Source organism: Pseudomonas sp. AAC, assembly GCF_000725445.1.
Lineage (GTDB): Bacteria > Pseudomonadota > Gammaproteobacteria > Pseudomonadales > Pseudomonadaceae > Pseudomonas > Pseudomonas citronellolis.
In genome coordinates, this window is sequence record NZ_KL647101.1 from 254,373 (window position 1) to 274,334 (window position 19,962).

Below are 19,962 nucleotides of genomic sequence, written 5' to 3' on the forward strand. Positions count from 1 at the left end.
AGATCAGGCTTCGTCGCTGCGCCATTGCCGCGGGCTCACGCCGAACCAGCGGCGGAAGGCGCGGGAGAAGGCGCTGGTCTCGGAGTAGCCCAGCAGCGGCGCCAGTTCGGAGATCGGCCGTTGGCGCTGGCGCAGGTAGTGCACCGCCAGTTCGCGGCGGGTGTTTTCCACCAGTTGGCTGAAGCTCAGTCCGGCCTCGCGCAGGCGCCGTTGCAGGCCGGCGGTGGTCAGCTCCAGGCGCTCGGCGATCAGTTCCAGCACCGGCTCGCCCTCGCTCAGGGCCAGGCGGATCTGGGTGCCGGCGTCTTCCAGCAGGTCCGGCCCGCGGCCCTGCTCGCCCAGGCGGCGGATCACGTCCTGCACCAGGAACAGCAGGTTGGCGTCGCGCTCGGGCATCAGCCGGCCCTTGATGTCGGCCTTGGGCACCAGCAGCGAATTGCAGCCGCGCTGGAAGTGCACCGGCGCGCCGAACACCCGCGCGTGCTCCTGCCAGTCCTCCGGGCGGGCGTGCTCGAAGCCCACCGCGCGCGGCGACCAGTCCTGGCCGAGGGCGTGGCGCAGCAGGTTCAGCGCCATGCCCATGGTCAGCTCGGCGTCCTGCCGGCGGTCGAGGATGGCGCCGTGCTGCACCTGGTAGTCGAAGCGGTAGCACTCGCCGCAATCCACCAGGCGGATCAGGGTGCTGTGCTGGTGGAAGGGAAAGGCCGCGGCGAAGTTGCGCAGGGCGTCTTCCAGGGTTTCCGAACACAGCCCCACGTAGCCCAGCAGGCCAAGGGCGCGGGGCTGGAACTGCTGGCCGTAGCGCAGGCCGAAGTTGTCGCAGCCGGACTGCCGCGCCGCCTCCTCCAGCACCTGGCAATAGTTGGTCAGGGCCAGGCTCAGGGTGGGGTGGCGCAGACGCTCGGGGTCGATGCCGGCGCGGCCGAAGACGCGGTCGATATCGCCGCCCTGGGCGGTGATGAAGCCATCCAGGCCGCTGGCGGCGGCGGACAGCACGCCCAGGTTGCTCGCCGAGGGCGTGGCGACGGCACAGGAAAACAGGGACGGGTTCATGGGCACGCTCGTTGTTATTGATCGCTTATCCGACAAAACTACTTAGCAATTACCGTTAGCAATTACCGTGCCTCGCCCCGGAACCCCGAAATACCCCATGACAGCCGCCGCATCGGCCCCTGGACGCGACATTCCCGTGCAGGCCCCGCGCCATCCTGGGGCGATGGGTAACACCTCGTTGCAACTTGACCGCAGAGACCGCACGGCGGGCTCCAGGGTCAAGTCCTGGGCCCCCGCCGTCGCTACCATCGAAGCCAGGCAACCCGTCCACGCCCCGAGGGGCAGAGGAGTCCGCAATGAGCGCATCACAACTAAAACCGACGCTGGGAACCTTGCACCTCTGGGGCCTGGCCGTGGGCCTGGTGATTTCCGGCGAGTACTTCGGCTGGAGCTACGGCTGGGGCACCGCCGGCACCCTGGGCTTCCTGGTCACCACCCTGATGGTGGCCCTGATGTACACCTGCTTCATCTTCAGCTACACCGAACTGACCACCGCCATTCCCCACGCCGGCGGCCCCTTCGCCTACAGCCTGCGGGCCTTCGGCAAGACCGGCGCGACCATCGCCGGCATCGCCACCCTGATCGAATTCGTCTTCGCCCCGCCGGCCATCGCCATGGCCATCGGCGCCTACCTCAACGTGCAGTTCCCGGCACTGGACCCGAAATGGGCGGCCACCGGCGCCTACGCCATCTTCATGACGCTGAACATCCTCGGCGTGAGCATCGCCGCCACCTTCGAGCTGGTGGTCACCGTGCTCGCGGTGGCCGAGCTGCTGGTGTTCATGGGCGTGGTGGCGCCGGGCTTCAGCTTCAGCAACTTCGTACTCAACGGCTGGGCCGGCTCCAGCACCTTCAGCAGCGCGGCCATCGGCGGCATCTTCGCGGCCATTCCCTTCGCCATCTGGTTCTTCCTCGCCATCGAGGGCGCGGCCATGGCCGCAGAGGAAGCCAAGGACCCGAAACGCACCATCCCGCGCGCCTACATCGCCGGCATCCTCACCCTGGTGACCCTGGCCATCGGCGTGATGATCTTCGCCGGCGGCGTCGGCGACTGGCGCGAGCTGTCGAACATCAACGACCCGCTGCCGCAGGCGATGAAAGCGGTGGTCGGCAACAACTCCACCTGGATGCACATGCTGGTGTGGATCGGCCTGTTCGGCCTGGTGGCCAGCTTCCACGGCATCATCCTCGGCTACTCGCGGCAGTTCTTCGCCCTGGCCCGCGCCGGCTTCCTGCCCGCAAGCCTTGCGAAGCTGTCGCGCTTCCAGACCCCGCACCGGGCCATCCTCGCCGGCGGCGTGGTGGGCATCGCGGCGATCTTCAGCGACAACCTGATCAGCCTGCAGGGCATGACCCTGACCGCCGCGATGATCACCATGAGCGTGTTCGGCGCCATCGTCATGTACATCATGAGCATGCTCAGCCTGTTCAAGCTGCGCCGCAGCGAGCCGCACCTGGAGCGCACCTTCCGCGCGCCCGGCTACCCGATAGTGCCGGGCATCGCCCTGGCCCTGGCGCTGGTCTGCCTGGCTGCCATGCTGTGGTACAACCAGGTGATCGCCCTGGTGTTCCTGGCGCTGATGCTCGCCGGCTTCATCTGCTGCAACCTGGTGATCGCCGCGCGCCGTGGCGTGCCGGCCAGCTTCGCCAGCGAAGGTTGATCCACCCGCGCCGGGCCGCGAGGTCCGGCGCCGTTGAGCACAAGGAGTTCCCATGCCCGGATACGTCCACAGCGTCGGTGGCCAGACCTGGCGCTTCGACAGCCTCAGGCAACTGATGGCCAAGGCCAGCCCGGCGCGCTCCGGCGACTGCCTGGCCGGCGTCGCCGCCAGCAGCGACGCCGAGCGCGTGGCCGCGCAGATGGCCCTGGCCGAGGTGCCGCTCAAGCGCTTCCTCGACGAGGCGCTGATCCCCTACGAAGCCGACGAAGTCACCCGGCTGATCATCGACGGCCACGACCGCGCCGCCTTCGCCCCGGTCAGCCACCTGACGGTGGGCGACTTCCGCGACTGGCTGCTCGGCGACGCCGCCGACGAGGCCAGCCTGCGCGCCCTGGCGCCGGGGCTGACGCCGGAGATGGCGGCCGCGGTATCGAAGATCATGCGCGTGCAGGACCTGGTGCTGGTGGCGCAGAAAATCCGCATGGTCACCCGCTTCCGTAATACCCAGGGGCTGCGCGGACGGCTGTCCACCCGGCTGCAGCCGAACCACCCCACCGACGACCCGGCCGGGATCGCCGCCAGCGTCCTCGACGGCCTGCTCTACGGCAACGGCGACGCCATGCTGGGGATCAACCCGGCCACCGACAGCCTGCAATCCATCTGCACCCTGCTGGAGATGCTCGACGCCATCATCCAGCGCTACGAAATCCCCACCCAGTCCTGCGTGCTGACCCACGTCACCAGCTCCATCGAGGCGATCAACCGCGGCGCGCCGCTGGACCTGGTGTTCCAGTCCATCGCCGGCACCGAGGCGGCCAACGCCAGCTTCGGCGTGAGCCTGGCGGTGCTGCAGGAAGGCTACGAGGCCGGCCTGTCGCTCAAGCGCGGGACGCTGGGCGACAACCTCATGTACTTCGAGACCGGCCAGGGCAGCGCGCTCTCGGCCAACGCCCACCACGGTGTCGACCAGCAGACCTGCGAGGCCCGCGCCTACGCCGTGGCCCGGCACTTCAAGCCGTTCCTGGTGAACACCGTGGTCGGCTTCATCGGCCCGGAATACCTGTACAACGGCAAGCAGATCATCCGCGCCGGCCTGGAAGACCACTTCTGCGGCAAGCTGCTGGGCGTGCCCATGGGCTGCGACATCTGCTACACCAACCATGCCGAGGCCGACCAGGACGACATGGACATGCTGCTGACCCTGCTGGGCGTGGCCGGGATCAACTTCATCATGGGCATCCCCGGCTCCGACGACGTGATGCTCAACTACCAGACCACCTCCTTCCACGACGCCCTCTACGCCCGCCAGAGCCTGGGCCTGCGCCCGGCGCCGGAATTCGAGGAGTGGCTGGAGCGCATGCACATCCTGCAGCAGCGCGAAGGCAAGGTGCGCCTGGCCGAGCAACTGCCGCCGGCGTTCCGCCCGGCCCTGGCGCAACTGAACTGAGGACGCGCGGATGAGCGAAGAGAAGTCCACCGCCACCCCCAACCCCTGGCAGGAACTGCGCCGCCTGACCCCCGCGCGCATCGCCCTGGGTCGCGCCGGCACCAGCCTGCCGACCAGGGCGCAACTGGACTTCCAGTTCGCCCACGCCCAGGCCCGCGACGCCGTGCACCTGAGCTTCGACCATGCCGGCCTGAGCGCCGCCCTGGCCGAACGCGGGCGCGCCAGCCTGCTGCTGCACAGCGCCGCCGCCGACCGCCACACCTACCTGCAGCGCCCTGACCTGGGCCGCCGCCTGGACGAAGACTCGGCGACCCTGCTGCGCCAGCACGGCGAGGCCAACCCCGCGGGCTACGACCTGGCCGTGGTGGTGGCCGACGGACTCTCCGCGCTGGCCGTGCAACGTCATGCCCTGCCCTTCCTGGAACGCCTGGAGGACATGGCCGCGGCCGAGAACTGGAGCCTGTCGCCGGTGGCCCTGGTGCAACAGGGGCGCGTGGCGGTGGCGGACGAGGTGGGCGAACTGCTGCGGGCGAAGATGGTGGTCATCCTCATCGGCGAACGCCCCGGCCTCAGCTCGCCGGACAGCCTCGGCCTGTACTTCACCTGGGCGCCGAAGGTCGGCCTGAACGACGCCTACCGCAACTGCATCTCCAACGTGCGCCTGGAAGGCCTGAGCTACGGCATGGCCGCCCACCGCCTGCTGTACCTGATGCGCGAAGCCTGCCGCCGTCAGCTCTCGGGGGTGAACCTGAAGGACGAGGCGGAACTGCCGACGCTGGAAGGCCAGGGGCCGGGGGCCAACTTCCTGCTGGCCGGGCGCTAGGGCACGCTCCTGCTTCGTAGGATGGGTTGAGCGAAGCGATACCCATCACCCTGACCGCATGGGTTTCGCAGGCTCAACCCATCCTACGAAAAGCGCCTCGGCGCAGCCGGCAGGACAATTGCCCTGCGTCCGGCCGAAACACCACTGTCGATCAAACGCTCGCTTGGATTGCGCTTTCAACGATTTCTGGTGCAGCATCCGGGCAGTGTTGTGCTGGCACAGCACCTGCATCGTGACAGCAGCCCATTCACCGAACGCAGAGATCCGCCCATGCGCATCGTGCAAGCCACCCTCGATCACCTCGACCTGCTCGCCCCGCTGTTCGTCAAGTATCGTGAGTTCTACGGGATGCTGCCCTACCCCGAATCCTCGCGGAAATTCCTCGAGAAGCGCCTCAAGCGCAAGGAATCGGTGATCTACCTGGCGCTGCCGGACGACAGCGACGACAAGCTGCTGGGCTTCTGCCAGCTGTACCCGAGCTTCTCCTCGCTGTCGCTCAAGCGCGTGTGGATCCTCAACGACATCTACGTCGCCGAGGACGCCCGCCGCCAGCTGGTGGCCGACCACCTGCTGCAGCACGCCCGGCAGATGGCGCGGGAAACCAACGCCGTGCGCATGCGCGTGTCCACCAGCACCAACAACGAAGTGGCGCAGAAGGTCTACGAGTCCATCGGCTTCCGCGAGGACACCGAGTTCAAGAACTACATCCTGCCCATCAGTGACGATCTCGTCTAAGCCGAGGGCGCATTACGCTGGCAATGGCTTAACGCCAGCATTACAGTGAAGCATCGCACGTGCCGCCCGGCGTTCGGCGGCTAAGGGGCTCCATGGGCATTCCCCAGCGTCTACTGCGTCACTTCTCCCTGCTCCTGCTGTTCGGCCTGGGCACCGTCCAGGCCGATACCCTGCGCGTGGCCACCCTCGACTGGGAGCCCTACGTCGGCGCCGACCTGCCCGGCCAGGGCCTGGCCAGCCGCATCCTCGACGAAGCCCTGGCGCTCAACGGCGACCGCGCCGAGCGGGTGTTCCTGCCCTGGCAGCGGGCCCTCAACGAAACCCGCGAAGGCCACTACGACGCCCTGATGCCGGCCTACCTGTCGGCCGACCGCAGCCGCGACTTCTACACCTCGATGCCGCTGCTGGACTCGCAACTGGGCTTCTTCCACCGCCGCGACCGCGCCATCGCCTACCGCGCCGGCGACCTCGACAGTCTGCGCCCCTACCGCATCGGCGTGGTGCGCGGCTACGTCAACCAGGCGGATTTCGACAAGGCCGACTTCCTCACCAAGGAAGTGGTCAACAACGACTGGCAGAACCTGGAAAAGCTCCTGCGCGGGCGCCTCGACCTGGCGGTGGTGGACCGCTACACCGGCTACCACCTGCTGGCGCGCAACGCCCCGGCGCTGCGCGAGCAGTTGGAATTCATCGAACCGCCGCTGGAGGTCAAGCCCCTCTACGTGCTGATTCCCAAGACCCGCACCGGCGGCGAGGCGCTGGCCGCCAACCTCGACCGCGGCCTGCGCACGCTGCGCCAGAGCGGGCGCCTGCAACAGCTGATCGCCGACGCCCACCTGGAAACCGCCCAGGGCATCCGCGCCGTGGCCGAACACCCGCTAGCCGAGCAGGTACCAGGCGCCGCCGGCCACGACCGCACCCGCGAAGGCGCCGACAACCGCCCAGCGGCGCCAACCCTGGACTGGCAGGCGAGCCTGCGCTAGCCCGGCCCCGCTTCGACAGCCGCACCGGCGCCAAAAGCGCCCCCGGACAGGGACATCGGGCGAGGTTCCGACAGAGATTTCCACTGCGGAACTGCAGCCTTCATGCCGACAGTCTTTTCACTCGCGCGCTGTAATATCCTGCAACCTGTCGTGGGCAGACGCCTGCGACAAAGCGCGCCCCACGGCAACGCGGGGGTGCCTATAATGCCGGGCTCGGCAGTTCACCACGCGGTTTTCAAGGCGCCTCATGGATTTCAACCCGATCGACCTCGTTCTGCATCTCGACACCTATCTCTCGCTGCTGGTCAACAACTACGGGGCCTGGATCTACGCCATCCTGTTCCTGGTGATCTTCTGCGAAACCGGCCTGGTGGTAACGCCCTTCCTCCCCGGCGACTCCCTGCTGTTCATCGCCGGCGCCATCTGCGCCACCGGCGGCATGGACCCGTGGGTGCTGGGCAGCCTGCTGCTGTTCGCGGCCATCAGCGGCGACAGCACCAACTACGTGATCGGCCGAACCCTGGGCAAGCGCCTGTTCAGCAACCCGGACTCCAAGGTGTTCCGCCGCGACTACCTGGACCAGACCCACGCCTTCTACGAGCGCCACGGCGGCAAGACCGTGACCCTCGCGCGCTTCCTGCCCATCGTGCGCACCTTCGCCCCCTTCGTCGCCGGCATGGCCTACATGCCCTACCTGCGCTTCCTGTTCTTCAGCGTCGCCGGCAGCATCGCCTGGGTCGGCGGCCTGGTCACCCTGGGCTACTTCTTCGGCAACGTGCCCTTCATCAAGCAGAACCTCTCGGTGATGATCATCGCCATCATCGCCTTCTCCCTGGTGCCCATGCTGATCGGCGTGATCCGCCACAAGCTGGCGCGCAACGGCAAGCCGCAGGCCTCGGAGCGCTGATACCGCGATGTGGTCGTTCAGCGCCTGGCGCCGCCGGCGCTTCCTCGCCCGCCACCCGCTGGACGCCCAGCTGTGGGCCGAGGTGCTGCACCACCTGCCGATCCTCGACGGCCTGAGCGAAGAGGAACTGCGCCTGCTCGGCGAACGGGCGCTGCTGTTCCTGCGCGACAAGCACCTCACCGCCCTGCCCGGCGTCGAGCTGGACGACTTCCGCTGCCTGCTGCTGGCGGCCCAGGCCCAGCTGCCGCTGCTGCACCTGCCGGAGCTGAACTGGTACGGCGGCTTCCACGAGCTGGTGCTCTACCCGGACGACTTCCTCAGCCCGCAGAAGCACCGCGACCCGGCCGGGGTGATCCACGAGTTCGACGACGAGCGCAGCGGCGAAACCTCGCTGCAGGGCCCGGTGGTGCTGGCCTGGCCCGGAGTGGAAAGCGGCGGCGGCTGGGACGCCTACAACCTGGTGATCCACGAGCTGGCGCACAAGCTGGACATGCTCGACGGCGACGCCAACGGCCTGCCGCCGCTGCACCGCGACATGCGCATCGGCGACTGGTCGGCGGCCATGAAATCGGCCTACGACGAGATGAACCGCAAGCTCGATCGCCATCCAGAGGCGCACACCGCCATCGATCCCTATGCCGCGGAGAACCCGGCGGAATTCTTCGCCGTCACCAGCGAATACTTCTTCACCGCCCCGGACCTGCTGCACCGGGCCTATCCGAAGGTCTACGAGCAACTGGGGCTGTTCTACCGGCAAGATCCGCTTGCGCGCCTGCAGCGACTGCAGCGCGAGCACCCCGACTATCAGGAAACTCCGGCGCACTGAGCGATGTCTGTGGCTTGGCCACGGCAATCTGCCTATAATCCGCCGCACTTTTTCGGCCCGACCAACCCCCTTGGAGTCGTCCATGAGCTACAGCAGCATCCCGGCTGGCAAAGACCTGCCGAACGACATCTACGTCGCCATCGAGATCCCGGCCAACCACGCGCCGATCAAGTACGAGATCGACAAGGACACCGACTGCCTGTTCGTCGACCGTTTCATGGCCACCCCGATGTTCTACCCGGCCAACTACGGCTTCATCCCCAACACCCTGGCCGACGACGGCGACCCCCTGGACGTGCTGGTCGTGACCCCCTACCCGGTGGCCCCGGGTTCGGTGATCCGCGCCCGTCCGGTCGGTGTGCTGAACATGAGCGACGAAGCCGGCGGCGACGCCAAGCTGATCGCCGTACCGCACGACAAGCTGAGCGTGCTGTACCACGACGTGAAGGAATACACCGACCTGCCGGCCCTGCTGCTGGAGCAGATCAAGCACTTCTTCGAGAACTACAAGGACCTCGAGAAGGGCAAGTGGGTCAAGGTCGAAGGTTGGGGCAACGCCGAAGAAGCGCGCTCCTACATCACCAAGGCCGTCGCCGCCTTCCAGGCCAAGTGATGGTCGCGGGGTGACCCGCCACGAAGAAGCCCCGCCCCGCGCGGGGCTTTTTTCTGCGCGCGACGGGCACGCTCGTCGCAACGACGGCGCCTGGCGGAAAAGCCATTAGGCAAGCCCGGCCGAATTTGCTAAAGTGCGCGCCCAAGACGCCGGTCCCAGAGCCGCGTCCACAGCATTCAAAGGCGGTCGCTGCTTACCAGAAGTAAGGACGGGCCACCCCCTGAAGAGCCGGCCACAAGCCGGCTTTTTTAATGCCCGCGGGAAACGCCGGCCTTGCGCCAATTCAACTCTGGCCGCCCTGCCACCTCGGCCCAAGGTTACCGAACGCACCGGTGACGGCGTTCACTCGGCCCTGAAGACTGCGCTCCATCCCTCCCTCCACCTCACTCAGCCTCAATATAGGCCACCAAAGTAGCCATATGGATGACGAGAATCCTGATGCATGGCGACAGTGGATGCGGCGAATAGCGCCAGGAACGAGCAGACCTCAGGTAGAGAGCGATCAGTGACGGAAGGATAGTCGCACGACTCAGTAGTGGCTGGTCTCTTTCCTACCACAGCATGAACAGCACGTATTTAAATTTGAAAACAAATTAATCAACGCCCCAAGAGCAATGCTCATAGGCACAGCTGATACAGTCTTTCTCGCAGATCATCCAAGTTATCATTCTCTTTCTTTAAAATCTTTCCATCCTTAGACAAAACAACATCGTTAAGGGAGCCCATCCCTGAATACATAGACAAAATGTTACTCGCAACCGACTCTGGGTCAGAGTCAAGATTACGAACCTGAACCTCTAAGGCTCTCCCCCATTCACCCGCCCCTCCGTCAATCAAAAGTATAATCATCTGAGACGTTACATCTCTGATTGCCCGGGAATTTTCCACATCAAACGTCATTGTTTAATTATCTCTACGCCTATAGCCACGGCCTTAAATTAATTACCTGTGGAGTGCCGCCTACGTAGAGTCCACCTTGTCACCCAACCTGACCGACATATACCTCACTTCCTGCTGGGCTTGTGCCTCTTCACTCTGAGCGACAGACTTACCCGAAGCTCTGGTGTAATGCTCTCGGGCTTGTATGTTACGGTGCCTACACAGTGCTTTCTATATTACAGCCTAGGTTGCAACTCCACGATCTCTCCCAGGTTGAATAATTAATAAATTATCTACCTCTCTATTTCTGCAGCGTATGACAAATGGTAAAGCTAAACCAGGGTTTTCTATATAACTTTCAAAAGTATTCTTGTCAATCTCAAAATACTCCTCATAATCAACCATTCCATTGCTTACTGGTATTGAGATATAAAATTTTCCTGAGCTTTCTTCTATTCCTATAGAAAATCGCTCATCCTTGTTGAAATAAGAATCATTAAATCTCATGCGTGTCTAACCTATAAGTCGACTGGAGAAATTTTTAACTTCGGCATGTGGGTTCCCCCAACATCAATTATTGCCTCGCTATTCCCAGTTGGCAGTTTTCCACCCGGAATCCAGAATTCATTAGCCCCTGCCTAATTCCCTGATGGAATTCTAAGATTAAGTTCTTGAGGGTTAGAAATATCAACACGGACCATCTTGTTACTTTCTAGGAAACCTGATGGCAGCCCAAGAGCAGTTTCTAATGCGGGCGCATTTCCTTGGGTAGACTCTAGTAGTTTATCGGCCTCTGTCTTAGGCATGACGAAAGATGTTCCATCACGCTGACCAATGCCATATTTATCCAGATTTTTCTGGATTATAAATCTAGATGCACCGTTATCAAACTGACTCAGATGATTTTTTATGTATTCTGATGAAAGATACTCACTTGGATCTGGTCGAGCTCCTTTAGGAATTGTCGTAATTTCTTCAATTTTCGCCGTTGTCAACGGAGGAGAGGCGTTAAGACAGTCTCCATGTGTACTAGCCAACCCCAACGGATCCACCCACCCCGTAGGGTTAGGCACGTACTGGTAGTGGTTCAACCCACCCGCCAGCTTGATCGGGTCCGGGGTCAGGAAACGGCCGGTGTTGGGATTGTAGTAACGATGCCGGTTGTAGTGCAGGCCGGTTTCCGCGTCGTAGTACTGCCCCTGGAAGCGCAGCGGGTTGTCGATTTCCGCTACTTCCAGGCGGGCGACGTTGCCGTAGGCGCGGTAGCGGGCCGACCAGAGGATTTCGCCGCCGTAGCTGGTCAGTTCCTGCGGAGTGCCCAGGTGGTCGAGTGGTAGTAGAAGGGCTCGGCCTTCAGCGGGCCTTCGCCGTCCAGCATGACCAACGACCCGGCTCGTTGCCTCTTCACTCTGAAACAGGCTCACCCGAGGTTTTGTGCAATAGCCTCTCCGGCTTGTACGTCACGCTATCTACAACTGTGTTTTCCATATAAATCCTAGGTTGCAATTCCGCGATCCCTCCCAGGCTGAACCATTAACAAATCATCTACTTCTCGATTGCGACAACGCCTGACAAATGGCAAAGCCAAACTTTGGTTGCTCATATATAAATCAAAAGCAGCCTTATCTGCCTCAAAATACTCCTCATAATCAACCACCCCATTACTTATTGGTATTGAAATATAAACCTTCCTAGGCCTTCTTCTAGCCCTATAGAAAATCGTTCATCCTTACAAAAAAAATTAAACCTCATACATTTCAACCCCCACACCCACCAAACAATAAGAGCTCATAAAACTAATAATTAATAACCTCCAACCTACCAAGCTTCTCTTCTAGTGCTCTCAACAGTTCCTCAGAATCAAGACCATCATTATCCTTCAAAAAATTCAGTATCCACTCAGCCCTCAGCTCTTCAAATACAACTCTCCACTTGTCTTGTCCAGCAGCTTCTTCGCGAAGCACTCCCCCCATAAGACCATGCCCTGAGCCCTCCAGAAATAAAAAGCGTCTCAAAAAGGGAGAGTAGGCTATTTTTTTTGGCCATTCTGGATCATTCCCACTTCTTCCAGGAACATCCTTACTTGCCAACACGAAATATTTTTCCATCAATTCTCCGGGAGAATATCGACCTTATCAAAATCTAGCATCCTTCCATCTAGATGCAATTGCACCGCACCACCACTCCCATACTGAGGATATGCTTTAGCAAACAACTCAAGCTTTTCTTTCTCAGTATCCCCTTTCCAGTATGGTACCCGAGCCTGAGGAACTCCGGACTCATATAACTGGAGAGTATCAAACTGTCCTCTCAATCTGGCATCACTCCATGAACCAGCTCCACTTTCGTCATGACCAAACTCTCGCCCCTTGATCTGAAAAGCGTCTCTAGCAGAACTCCCTGTTTGATACTTCTCAAATCCGACATACGTAGCAGGAGCGGACTTTGACTCCATAGTCATTTCAGCATATTTATTTACTGAGCCATCATCATTCATGTATCGCATATATCTATATCCGGTTGCCGGCAGTGTAGACTCCGGGCCAGAAGGACCAACGTAAAAATCTGGCCTCGCCCCTGAAGGGCACTGGGCTTTCGCACTAGCCAACCCCAACGGATCCACCCACCCCGTCGGGTTGGGCACGTACTGGTAGTGGTTCAACCCACCCGCCAGCTTGATCGGGTCCGGGGTCAGGAAACGGCCGGTGTTGGGATTGTAGTAACGATGCCGGTTGTAGTGCAGGCCGGTTTCCGCGTCGTGGTACTGGCCCTGGAAGCGTAGCGGGTTGTCGATTTCCGCCACTTCCAGGCGGGCGACGTTGCCGTAGGCGCGGTAGCGGGCCGACCAGAGGATTTCGCCGCCGTAGCTGGTCAGTTCCTGGGGAGTGCCCAGGTGGTCGAGCTGGTAGTAGAAGGGCTCGGCCTTCAGCGGGCCTTCGCCGTCCAGCATGGCCAGCGGGCGGAAGCTGCCGGGTTCGTAGACGTAGCTGCGGTAGCGGCCTGCGCCGCTTTCGGCGACCAGGCGGTCGCCCTGCCAGATGAATTCGGTGGTCTTGCCGTCCACTTCCTTGGCGATGCGCCGGCCGAAGGCGTCGTATCGGTAGCTGACCTGGCGGCCATCGGGCAGTTGCACGCCCACCAGGCGGTGCTGGCTGTCGTAGCGGTACTGGGTGACCAACTTCTGCCCGGCGCCGCGGCGTTCGCGGAGCAGGTTGCCGTAGGCGTCGTAGTCGTAGTGGCAGTCCCCCTGCATCAGCAGGCGGTTGCCCTGTACGTTGACCTGCCGTGGGTGGCCCTGCTGGGCATTCTGGGTCAGCAGGTTGCCCGCCGGGTCGTGGGCGAAGCTTTCCGGCAGGTCGCCGCGCACGGCGACCAGGCGGTCCAGCGGGTCGTAGTGGTAGCTGCGCGCGCCCTTGCGGCTGTCTTCGACGCTGGCGAGGTTGCCGCCGGCATCGTAGCTGTAGCGCCGCTGGTACAGCGCGCGCTCGCGCTGGCTGACCTGGTGTGCGAGAAGCCGGCCCTGTTCGTCGTACTGGTACTGGCTGAGCAGTTGGCCTTGCTGGCGCTGTCGTTCCCGGCCGAAGCTGAACTGGTGGCTGGTCAGGCGCTGGCCGTTCAGGTCGATGGCGCTGAGTTCGCCGCCCGCCCGGTGGCGGTAGTCGAGGGTGCTGCCATCCGGGAGCCGGCAATGGCTCAGCCGCCCCAGGGCGTCATAGCCGTATTGCAGGGTCGCCCAGCCCTGGTGTTCGCGGGTCAGGCGGTTCTGCAGGTCGTACTCGTAGGCCAGCGGCCATTCGCCGTCGTCCACGCCCACCAGGCGGCCCAGGGCATCGTAGCTGTAGTGGACCTCGCTGCCGTCGGGCTGCGTTCTGACCAGCAGGCGGCCCGAGGCGTCGCGCTGGTAGCGGGTGACGAGTTCGCTGCCGTCCTCGCCATACTCGGTCTTCTCCAGCAGGTGCCCGTTGAGGTCGTAGGCATAGGCGCAAGTGCGCCCGTCGAAACCGGTTTCCCGGCTGATAAGGCCACTGGGGTGGTAGTCGAGGCGGTACAGCTCGCCACGCTCGTTCTCGATCTCGCTGAGCAGCAGCCGGGCGTTGTCATAGCGGTAGCGCAACTGGCTGCCGTCGGGGTTGATGCGCCGGGTGACGAGGTGCAGGCCACCGTCGTATTCGTAACGGGTCACCCGGCCGAGCTCATCGCGCTCCGCCGTCACCTTGCCGTAGGCGTTGTATTCGTAGGCGCGGCTGGCGCCCCCCGGCAGGGTGACCTGGCGCAGGCGGCCCTGGGCATCCCACTCGAACCGGGTGATGGCGCCCTGTTCGTCCTGGCGGGTGATCTGGCGGCCGAATACGTCATAGCGATAGCGGCGCACGCCGCCATCCGGCAGGCGCTCCTCGATCAGTTGGCCCAGGCCGTTCCATAGCAGTTGATGGCTGCTGCCGTCGGGATGCTGGATTTGCAGCAGGCGGCCGCGTTCGTCGTAGCGGAAGAAGGTGGAATGGCCGTCCGGATCGGTTTGCTGGATGACGTCGCCCTGGGCATTGCGGCGGTAGCGCCAGCTCGCCTTGCCGCGCTCCACGGCGCTGACGAAGCCGTCGCGGTACTCAAAGCTGGTGGGCTCTTCCTCCGGCGGCACCAGGGCCACCAGGTGGCCGCCCTCGTCGTAGTGGTACTCGGTCACGGCCCCAAGGGGGTCGCGCTCGGCCACCAGTTGCCCCTGCGGGTTGTAGGCTTTCTCGTGTACCGCGCCGTCGGGATCGACCTGACGTACCAGGCGTGCGTTGCCGTCGTGGACGAAGACCTGGCGGCCGCCATCGCTCTGGAGCAGGGTCGCGGTACCCGCTTCGTCGTCCCATTCGAACTGGAAGTCCAGGGGCTCGATGCTCGACCACTGACGCACGCAGCGAGCCTGCTTGCCGGCGCCCTCCCAGGCCCAGTAGAAGCTGGCGCCGCCGGCCAGGTGGCGTTCGAGGATCACATGCTGTTCGTCGTAGCGGTAGCGCTCAATTTCGCCAAGCGCATTGTGCGCCTCCAGCAGTTGGCCTGCGGTGTTGTAGACGTAGCTGGCCAGTGTCTGCACGCTGCGCCAGGAGGCCTCCTCGGTGTCCGCCGGGACCTGCTGCTGATATTCCACGGCCTGGATGCGGCCGTGCTCATAACGGAACGCCAGGGCCCGACCGGCGCCGTTGCTCAGGCGGCTGATGCGGCCGGCGAGGTCGCGGCCGACGTGAAGGCGGTTGCCGTAGGCATCGCTGATGGCGACCAGGTCGCCGCCCTTGCCGTCGTGGCGGAAGTGGTAGAAGCGCGGCTTGTCGCCCGCCTGGGCCAGGACGAGTTCGGCCGGGTCGGCGCCGATGAAGATGGCGGCCTTCGACAGCCGGTTGTTGATGGCGGGCCGCTGCCGGTCCGGCAGCGGGAAGATGGTGCGGCGGTTTTCATGATCGATCCAGGTCACCTGCCCGTCTTCGATCAGCAGGCGATGAGCCAGTCCGTGGCTCCAGCCGTACCCCAGGCCGTGGTCGACCTCCACCGCGCTGGTGCGGTACAGGCGACTCCAGACGAAAGGCAGCAGGCCATCGAGGCTGGCATCGTCGAGCGTCAGCAGTTCCTCGCCGGTGACCATGGAAACGGGTTCGCCGCCGGTGCAGGTTTCCTTGCACGCCTGGGCTGGCCGCTCGTTGGGCGTCGTGGCCTGGCGGTCGACGTTGGGCCGGGCATCGACTTCGCGCAGCGTGCTGTTCTTGCGCGCATCCCAGATCAGTTCCGCCTTGCCACGCTGGACACCGCTGGCGATGCCGCGGGCGGCCACCACACGGTATTTCTCGATGTAGTCGAGCACGCCTTCGAGGATGCCGAACACCGATTTGACGAAACCGATGACGGCATCGACCAGACGCTTGCCGTACTTGGCCAGGCGCACCGCCAGGTAGGCAATGCCCGTCCCCTCGACCGCGACGGTCAGGACAATGGCGATGAGGATGTCGATCAGCACGGAGACCAGGATGCGGGAGATTTCCTTGGCAGCCGTACCGGCTATCTGGCTCGGCGGCAATGCGGAAAGCCAGAGAGTCGCGCTGCGCAGCAGCAGGTAGAGCACCGCCTCGTCGCTGGCCAGGAGCATCACCCGGGCCATCTTCTGCGGCGCGCTCTTGGCCAGGGCGGCCAGTTCGCTGGCCTTGTCGCCCAGCATGTGGGCGTACTTCATCGGGTCCTGGAGGATCTCGAAGATCAGCTTGATGCCTTCCCAGACATCCTTCACCGCCTGCCAGCTGCCTTCGAGGATGCCGGTGCCGGCGGCCGACAGCACCGACGATGCGCCATGGGCCTGCCATTGCGGCCTGAAACCGGCCCACTGCCCCCGCAGCCAGGTCTCCAGTTGGTTCGCCAGGCCATCGTAGCGGCTGAACAGTTCGTCGACCTGTTGCGCACTGACCGCGGAGTTCACCTGGATGGAGTACCACTTGCCGGGCTGCCCCTTGAAGCTGGCCTTGCCGTCGTCGCCCAGGGTCAGGGTCTGCTGCAGGCTATTGTCGTCCCGGGAGCGGACGTCTACCTGTATGCGCCCCAGCGGCACCTCGTAGGCCGACTCGAACTTGCTCTCGATTTCCAGGATGCCGCTGAGCGGGCACTGCGCGACCAGACCGAAGTCGCTATCGCCCAGGCTCACCGACTTGCTGCTGGAACCCGCCCGGATGCTGCGCTCCATACCCAGCAGGGATGGCAGGTCCGTCGCGCGGCTACCGGCATCGGCCGTCCGGGCATACCAGCTCTCGGTCATCTCGCGGTACCGGGTCAGGCTGTTCCTGAAGTCATTCAACTCCTGTTCGATTACGGCAATCTGGTCCATCAGTTGAGCTCCAGCGCCAGCTGTTCCAGCAGGGCGTTCTTGAGAGTGGCGACGTCACTGCCGCGACGGGCGAGATGGGCGATCTTCAACCGCAGGTTCGCTTCGGGCAGGCAGTCACAGAGGTCGGGATGTTCTTCCTGCAGCCATTGCAGGAGGTTGGCGGACAAGGTGCTGTTGTCCTCGCGCGCCAGGCTGTCCAGCAGCGCCTGTGGCGGCGTCCACCAGGGGAAGGGCCGCTCGGGCGGCAGCACCGCCTCGGCTGCCTGAAGGGCGCGGCCGTTTATCAGGTAGCGATCGAACATCGGCAGCAGGGTCGCGGCATCGGTACCGAGGAAAGTCAGGATCGGCAGGAGATGCCGTCCATCCCAGAAGCGGAAGAACACTTCGTTGCCTTCCGGCATCCGTACCTGGGTCAGGCTGCGCAGGTGCCCGAAGATGCGCTCGGGGTCGCCGCTGGAAACGGCCAGCCACCCCCAATCCTCGGCGTCGGTCTCGCCGACCCAATCGAGGAAACTGCCGTCGATTTCTGGTTCGACGAGATAGGGCATCACCTCGTGCCAATCGGCGTAGGGCGTTCCCTGCCAGAGCGGCTGCAGCGCCCGATGCATGCCTTGGCGGTTCCAGGCGCTCAGCGGGACGGCCGCGCTGACGCTGCTGAACACGCCGTACAGCCGCTCGCCTTCGGCCAGCGGCTTCGCGGCCAGCCATTCACGTGGGGTGAGGCGTTCAGAAGACACAATGGCCCTCCTTGCACTTCTCGCATTCCTCGCAGAAGGGCGCGCTGCGCTTGAAGGTATTGATCTGCGCCGGGGTCAGGAGGAACCCGGGCCGGTCGGCGTCAGCCTGTTGGAGCAGGCCCGGCAGCAAAGGAGCCGCCACGGTGCCCGTGCCGGGGCTGCCTCCACTGTTGAGCTTGACGTCGGCGCCGCTGAGGGTGACGCCAGCACCGTCCAGCTTGACGAAGCTGCCGCCGGCCTTGAGGGTCAGTTCGCTGCCGGCTTCCAGCACCACCTTGAGCCCGGCGGAGAGGTGGATTTCCTGACCGGCCTCGATGAACTGGCCACTGCCGAGCTTCAGGTGCTGGTCGTTGCCCACCGTCAGGTGGTCGTCGGCGCGTACCTCGACCTTGCGGTCGCCATGGGTGGTGCGGTGTTCCTCGGCCTTGAACTCGCTGTAGGCGTTGGCTTCCACGGTGTCGTGGCGTTCGTGGCCGACGCGGATCTTCTGGTCGTGCTCGATGTTCTCGTCCCAGTCGCGCTGGGCATGCAGGTAGATCTGTTCCTGGCCCTTGCGGTCCTCGATGCGCAGTTCGTTGTAGCCACCGCCGCCGGGGCTGGAGAGCGTCTTGAACAGGCTGCGGGTCTTGTTCGCCGGCAGCTCGTAGGCCGGCAGGTGCTCGGCGTGGTACAGGCAGCCGCTGATCAGCGGCTGGTCCGGGTCGCCTTCGAGGAAGGTCACCAGCACTTCCATGCCGATGCGCGGGATGGCGATAGCGCCGTACTGCTTGCCGGCCCAGCTGGAGGCCACGCGCAGCCAGCAGCTGGTCTTGTCGTCGGCCTGGCCCTCGCGGTCCCAGTGGAACTGCACCTTGACCCTGCCGTAGCGGTCGCAGTGGATTTCCTCGCCCTTTGGCCCCGTCACCACGGCGGTCTGGCTGCCCAGCACGCGCGGCTTGGGATGCGCCAGCGGCGGGCGGTAGGGCACGTCCCAGGGCGTGGCGAGGAAGCGGTTGCGGTAGCCCTGCTGGAAGTCGTCCTTGCCGTCGCGGGCGTCGCTGGTGACCGACTCTTCCAGCACCTGCGGCTGCTTGCCTTCGTGCCGTACTTCGGTGAGCAGCCAGAGGTCGTTCCACTCGCCGCGCGGGTGCTCGCGCAGGGGCAGGAAATGGCCGCTGCGCAGGCTCGGCTGGTCGCTGCGGCCCTCGGCCTGGCGGTAGTCGGCGCGGTGCCTTTCCAGGCTGCGCTGGCTCAGCAGCTTGCCGCGCTCGCGGTCGGTGAAGCGACCGGGGTAATCGTAGTCCTCGAGGTCCGGGCGGCTGTCGCTGCGCGCCGTGCTTTCCAGTTGCAGCCTGGGCTTCTCGAAGTCGTAGTCGCGGCGGCTGACGCGGGCGGTACGGGTATCCAGACGCTGGCCGAAGCGCTTGATCACCGGCAGGTCGGCGACCAGGCCGGAGTCCTGCTGGTAGGCCACCGGCGCCAGCTTGGGGAAGGCGGTCTGGTCGTCGCCGAACACCAGCAGGTGCCCGTCGGGGCTGTGCTCGAAGTGGTAGTGGAGACCTTCCTCTTCGCACAGGCGCTGGACGAAGTGCAGGTCGCTCTCGTCGTACTGGGTGCAGTAGTCGCGCGGCGGGTAGACGGTGGGGCCGAGCTGGAAGCGGTAGGCGTCGGCGAGGATGCCGTGTTCCTCCAGCACCCGGGTGATGATCTGCGGCACCGTCAGCTGCTGGAAAATGCGCTGGTTATGCCGATGCGCGAGGTAGGCCAGGCGCGGCACCAGGCTCACCTGGTAGCGGGTCAGGCGCTTGCCGGATTCGCCCTGGGCCACCCGGTGCAACTGGCCATGGATGCCGTGGCCCTGCCCCAGGTCCAGGTAGGCGCCCTTGTGCAGCAGGCTTTCCAGGTCCAGGTCGGGACGTTCGCTGACCAGTTCGATGTCGAAGCGGTAGGGCTGGTTCAGGGCTTCGCGGCCATGGAATTCGAGCACCTGCAGGTCGCTGTCGAGGCCGTCGATATTCAGGCTGAAATGGGGCTGGTTGGCCGGGGCGAACATCCTATGTTCCTCTGCGCGGAGGGCCTGCCCGGCAGTTGCCGCAGCGCCGGCTCAGGCCTGGAAAAGACACATCGGCCGGAAACCCGGCCGATGTGAACAGCACGTGTCGCGACCGATCAGGAAGCGATCGGGGTGCGCCAGTCGTCGGAGCCGGAGGTGCCGGAAACCTCATGGGTCCAGACGATCTTGCGGTAGGTGAAGTAGACGTCTTCCAGGTGGGTGAAATGCGCCATGTTCGGGTCCTGGCAGTTCGGCATGCGCGACTGCACGTCGACGATCACCGCGTCTTCCAGTTCGATGGTGAAGTAGTGCTCCTGGGTGCCGGTGGAGGAGGTGCGGTACCACTCCAGGCGGCACTTGTTCAGGCGCTCGCCGGAAGTCAGGGCGTTGAAGATCAGCGGCGAGGACTTGTCGAAGAC

General features: G+C 64.0%; 16 protein-coding genes and 1 pseudogene. 8 read left to right on the forward strand and 9 right to left on the reverse strand.

The features are described from left to right. Positions 1–3: 3 nt before the first annotated feature. Positions 4–1,053 (reverse strand): AraC-like transcriptional regulator QhpR, encoded by a 1,050-nt coding sequence (locus FG99_RS26625; RefSeq protein ID WP_043273215.1) that lies wholly within the window; start codon positions 1,051–1,053, stop codon positions 4–6. A gap of 296 nt (positions 1,054–1,349) precedes the next feature. Between FG99_RS26625 and eat the strand changes: the two genes are divergently transcribed. The 8 genes from eat (at position 1,350) to ppa (ending at position 9,048) form a co-directional block, all read left to right on the forward strand. Then, a complete protein-coding gene (eat, locus tag FG99_RS26630) occupies positions 1,350–2,714 on the forward strand; it encodes an ethanolamine permease (protein ID WP_043273217.1) in 1,365 nt (454 codons plus the stop codon). Between the two features lie 52 nt (positions 2,715–2,766). Next, on the forward strand, positions 2,767–4,161 hold the full coding sequence (locus FG99_RS26635; protein WP_043273218.1) for an ethanolamine ammonia-lyase subunit EutB: 1,395 nt from the start codon (positions 2,767–2,769) through the stop codon (positions 4,159–4,161). A gap of 10 nt (positions 4,162–4,171) precedes the next feature. After that, positions 4,172–4,984, forward strand: a complete 813-nt coding sequence (gene eutC, locus FG99_RS26640; RefSeq protein ID WP_043273219.1) for an ethanolamine ammonia-lyase subunit EutC — start codon at positions 4,172–4,174, stop codon at positions 4,982–4,984. Between the two features lie 270 nt (positions 4,985–5,254). Further along, positions 5,255–5,719, forward strand: a complete 465-nt coding sequence (locus FG99_RS26645; RefSeq protein WP_009615966.1) for a GNAT family N-acetyltransferase — start codon at positions 5,255–5,257, stop codon at positions 5,717–5,719. 92 nt (positions 5,720–5,811) lie between these two features. Further along, positions 5,812–6,702: a substrate-binding periplasmic protein gene (locus FG99_RS26650; protein ID WP_043273220.1), complete on the forward strand. Its 891-nt coding sequence runs from the start codon at positions 5,812–5,814 to the stop codon at positions 6,700–6,702. 247 nt (positions 6,703–6,949) lie between these two features. Next, positions 6,950–7,609: a DedA family protein gene (locus FG99_RS26655; protein ID WP_043273221.1), complete on the forward strand. Its 660-nt coding sequence runs from the start codon at positions 6,950–6,952 to the stop codon at positions 7,607–7,609. A gap of 7 nt (positions 7,610–7,616) precedes the next feature. Then, complete coding sequence (locus FG99_RS26660) at positions 7,617–8,435, forward strand: M90 family metallopeptidase (RefSeq protein ID WP_043273223.1); 819 nt, start codon at positions 7,617–7,619, stop codon at positions 8,433–8,435. An 82-nt stretch (positions 8,436–8,517) separates the two neighbouring features. After that, positions 8,518–9,048, forward strand: coding sequence for an inorganic diphosphatase (gene ppa / locus FG99_RS26665; protein ID WP_009615962.1), 531 nt, complete (start codon positions 8,518–8,520; stop codon positions 9,046–9,048). Between the two features lie 618 nt (positions 9,049–9,666). Here ppa and FG99_RS33365 read toward each other — a convergent pair. The 8 genes and pseudogenes from FG99_RS33365 to tssD form a co-directional block, all read right to left on the reverse strand. After that, entirely contained in the window at positions 9,667–9,948 is a 282-nt protein-coding gene (locus FG99_RS33365) for a DUF6966 domain-containing protein (protein WP_371263887.1), read from the reverse strand. A gap of 222 nt (positions 9,949–10,170) precedes the next feature. Continuing rightward, positions 10,171–10,434 (reverse strand): hypothetical protein, encoded by a 264-nt coding sequence (locus FG99_RS31665; protein WP_081884739.1) that lies wholly within the window; start codon positions 10,432–10,434, stop codon positions 10,171–10,173. Between the two features lie 506 nt (positions 10,435–10,940). Next, a pseudogene (locus FG99_RS33110) lies at positions 10,941–11,311 on the reverse strand (RHS repeat-associated core domain-containing protein); the annotation flags it as partial. A gap of 412 nt (positions 11,312–11,723) precedes the next feature. Further along, positions 11,724–12,035, reverse strand: coding sequence for a hypothetical protein (locus tag FG99_RS32280; protein WP_141766181.1), 312 nt, complete (start codon positions 12,033–12,035; stop codon positions 11,724–11,726). Then, the gene (locus FG99_RS26670; RefSeq protein ID WP_051879280.1) at positions 12,035–16,774 is read right to left on the reverse strand and encodes an RHS repeat-associated core domain-containing protein; all 4,740 of its coding nucleotides are present in this window, start codon (positions 16,772–16,774) and stop codon (positions 12,035–12,037) included. The genes FG99_RS32280 and FG99_RS26670 overlap by 1 nt, the downstream gene beginning before the upstream one ends. Continuing rightward, a complete protein-coding gene (locus tag FG99_RS26675) occupies positions 16,774–17,511 on the reverse strand; it encodes a DUF4123 domain-containing protein (RefSeq protein ID WP_043273225.1) in 738 nt (245 codons plus the stop codon). The genes FG99_RS26670 and FG99_RS26675 overlap by 1 nt, the downstream gene beginning before the upstream one ends. Then, positions 17,501–19,543 (reverse strand): type VI secretion system Vgr family protein, encoded by a 2,043-nt coding sequence (gene tssI / locus FG99_RS26680; protein ID WP_043273227.1) that lies wholly within the window; start codon positions 19,541–19,543, stop codon positions 17,501–17,503. Before tssI ends, FG99_RS26675 begins: the two co-directional genes overlap by 11 nt. Positions 19,544–19,659: 116 nt before the next feature. Beyond that, positions 19,660–19,962: type VI secretion system tube protein TssD (gene tssD, locus FG99_RS26685; RefSeq protein WP_043273391.1), on the reverse strand; the 303-nt coding region annotated here is incomplete at its 5' end.

Coding starts and splice junctions, on each gene's coding strand:
- FG99_RS26625 (WP_043273215.1), bottom strand. CDS start 1,053: ATGAACCCGTCCCTGTTTTCCTGTGCCGTCGCCACGCCCTCGGCGAGC.
- eat (WP_043273217.1), top strand. CDS start 1,350: ATGAGCGCATCACAACTAAAACCGACGCTGGGAACCTTGCACCTCTGG.
- FG99_RS26635 (WP_043273218.1), top strand. CDS start 2,767: ATGCCCGGATACGTCCACAGCGTCGGTGGCCAGACCTGGCGCTTCGAC.
- eutC (WP_043273219.1), top strand. CDS start 4,172: ATGAGCGAAGAGAAGTCCACCGCCACCCCCAACCCCTGGCAGGAACTG.
- FG99_RS26645 (WP_009615966.1), top strand. CDS start 5,255: ATGCGCATCGTGCAAGCCACCCTCGATCACCTCGACCTGCTCGCCCCG.
- FG99_RS26650 (WP_043273220.1), top strand. CDS start 5,812: ATGGGCATTCCCCAGCGTCTACTGCGTCACTTCTCCCTGCTCCTGCTG.
- FG99_RS26655 (WP_043273221.1), top strand. CDS start 6,950: ATGGATTTCAACCCGATCGACCTCGTTCTGCATCTCGACACCTATCTC.
- FG99_RS26660 (WP_043273223.1), top strand. CDS start 7,617: ATGTGGTCGTTCAGCGCCTGGCGCCGCCGGCGCTTCCTCGCCCGCCAC.
- ppa (WP_009615962.1), top strand. CDS start 8,518: ATGAGCTACAGCAGCATCCCGGCTGGCAAAGACCTGCCGAACGACATC.
- FG99_RS33365 (WP_371263887.1), bottom strand. CDS start 9,948: ATGACGTTTGATGTGGAAAATTCCCGGGCAATCAGAGATGTAACGTCT.
- FG99_RS31665 (WP_081884739.1), bottom strand. CDS start 10,434: ATGAGATTTAATGATTCTTATTTCAACAAGGATGAGCGATTTTCTATA.
- FG99_RS32280 (WP_141766181.1), bottom strand. CDS start 12,035: ATGGAAAAATATTTCGTGTTGGCAAGTAAGGATGTTCCTGGAAGAAGT.
- FG99_RS26670 (WP_051879280.1), bottom strand. CDS start 16,774: ATGGACCAGATTGCCGTAATCGAACAGGAGTTGAATGACTTCAGGAAC.
- tssI (WP_043273227.1), bottom strand. CDS start 19,543: ATGTTCGCCCCGGCCAACCAGCCCCATTTCAGCCTGAATATCGACGGC.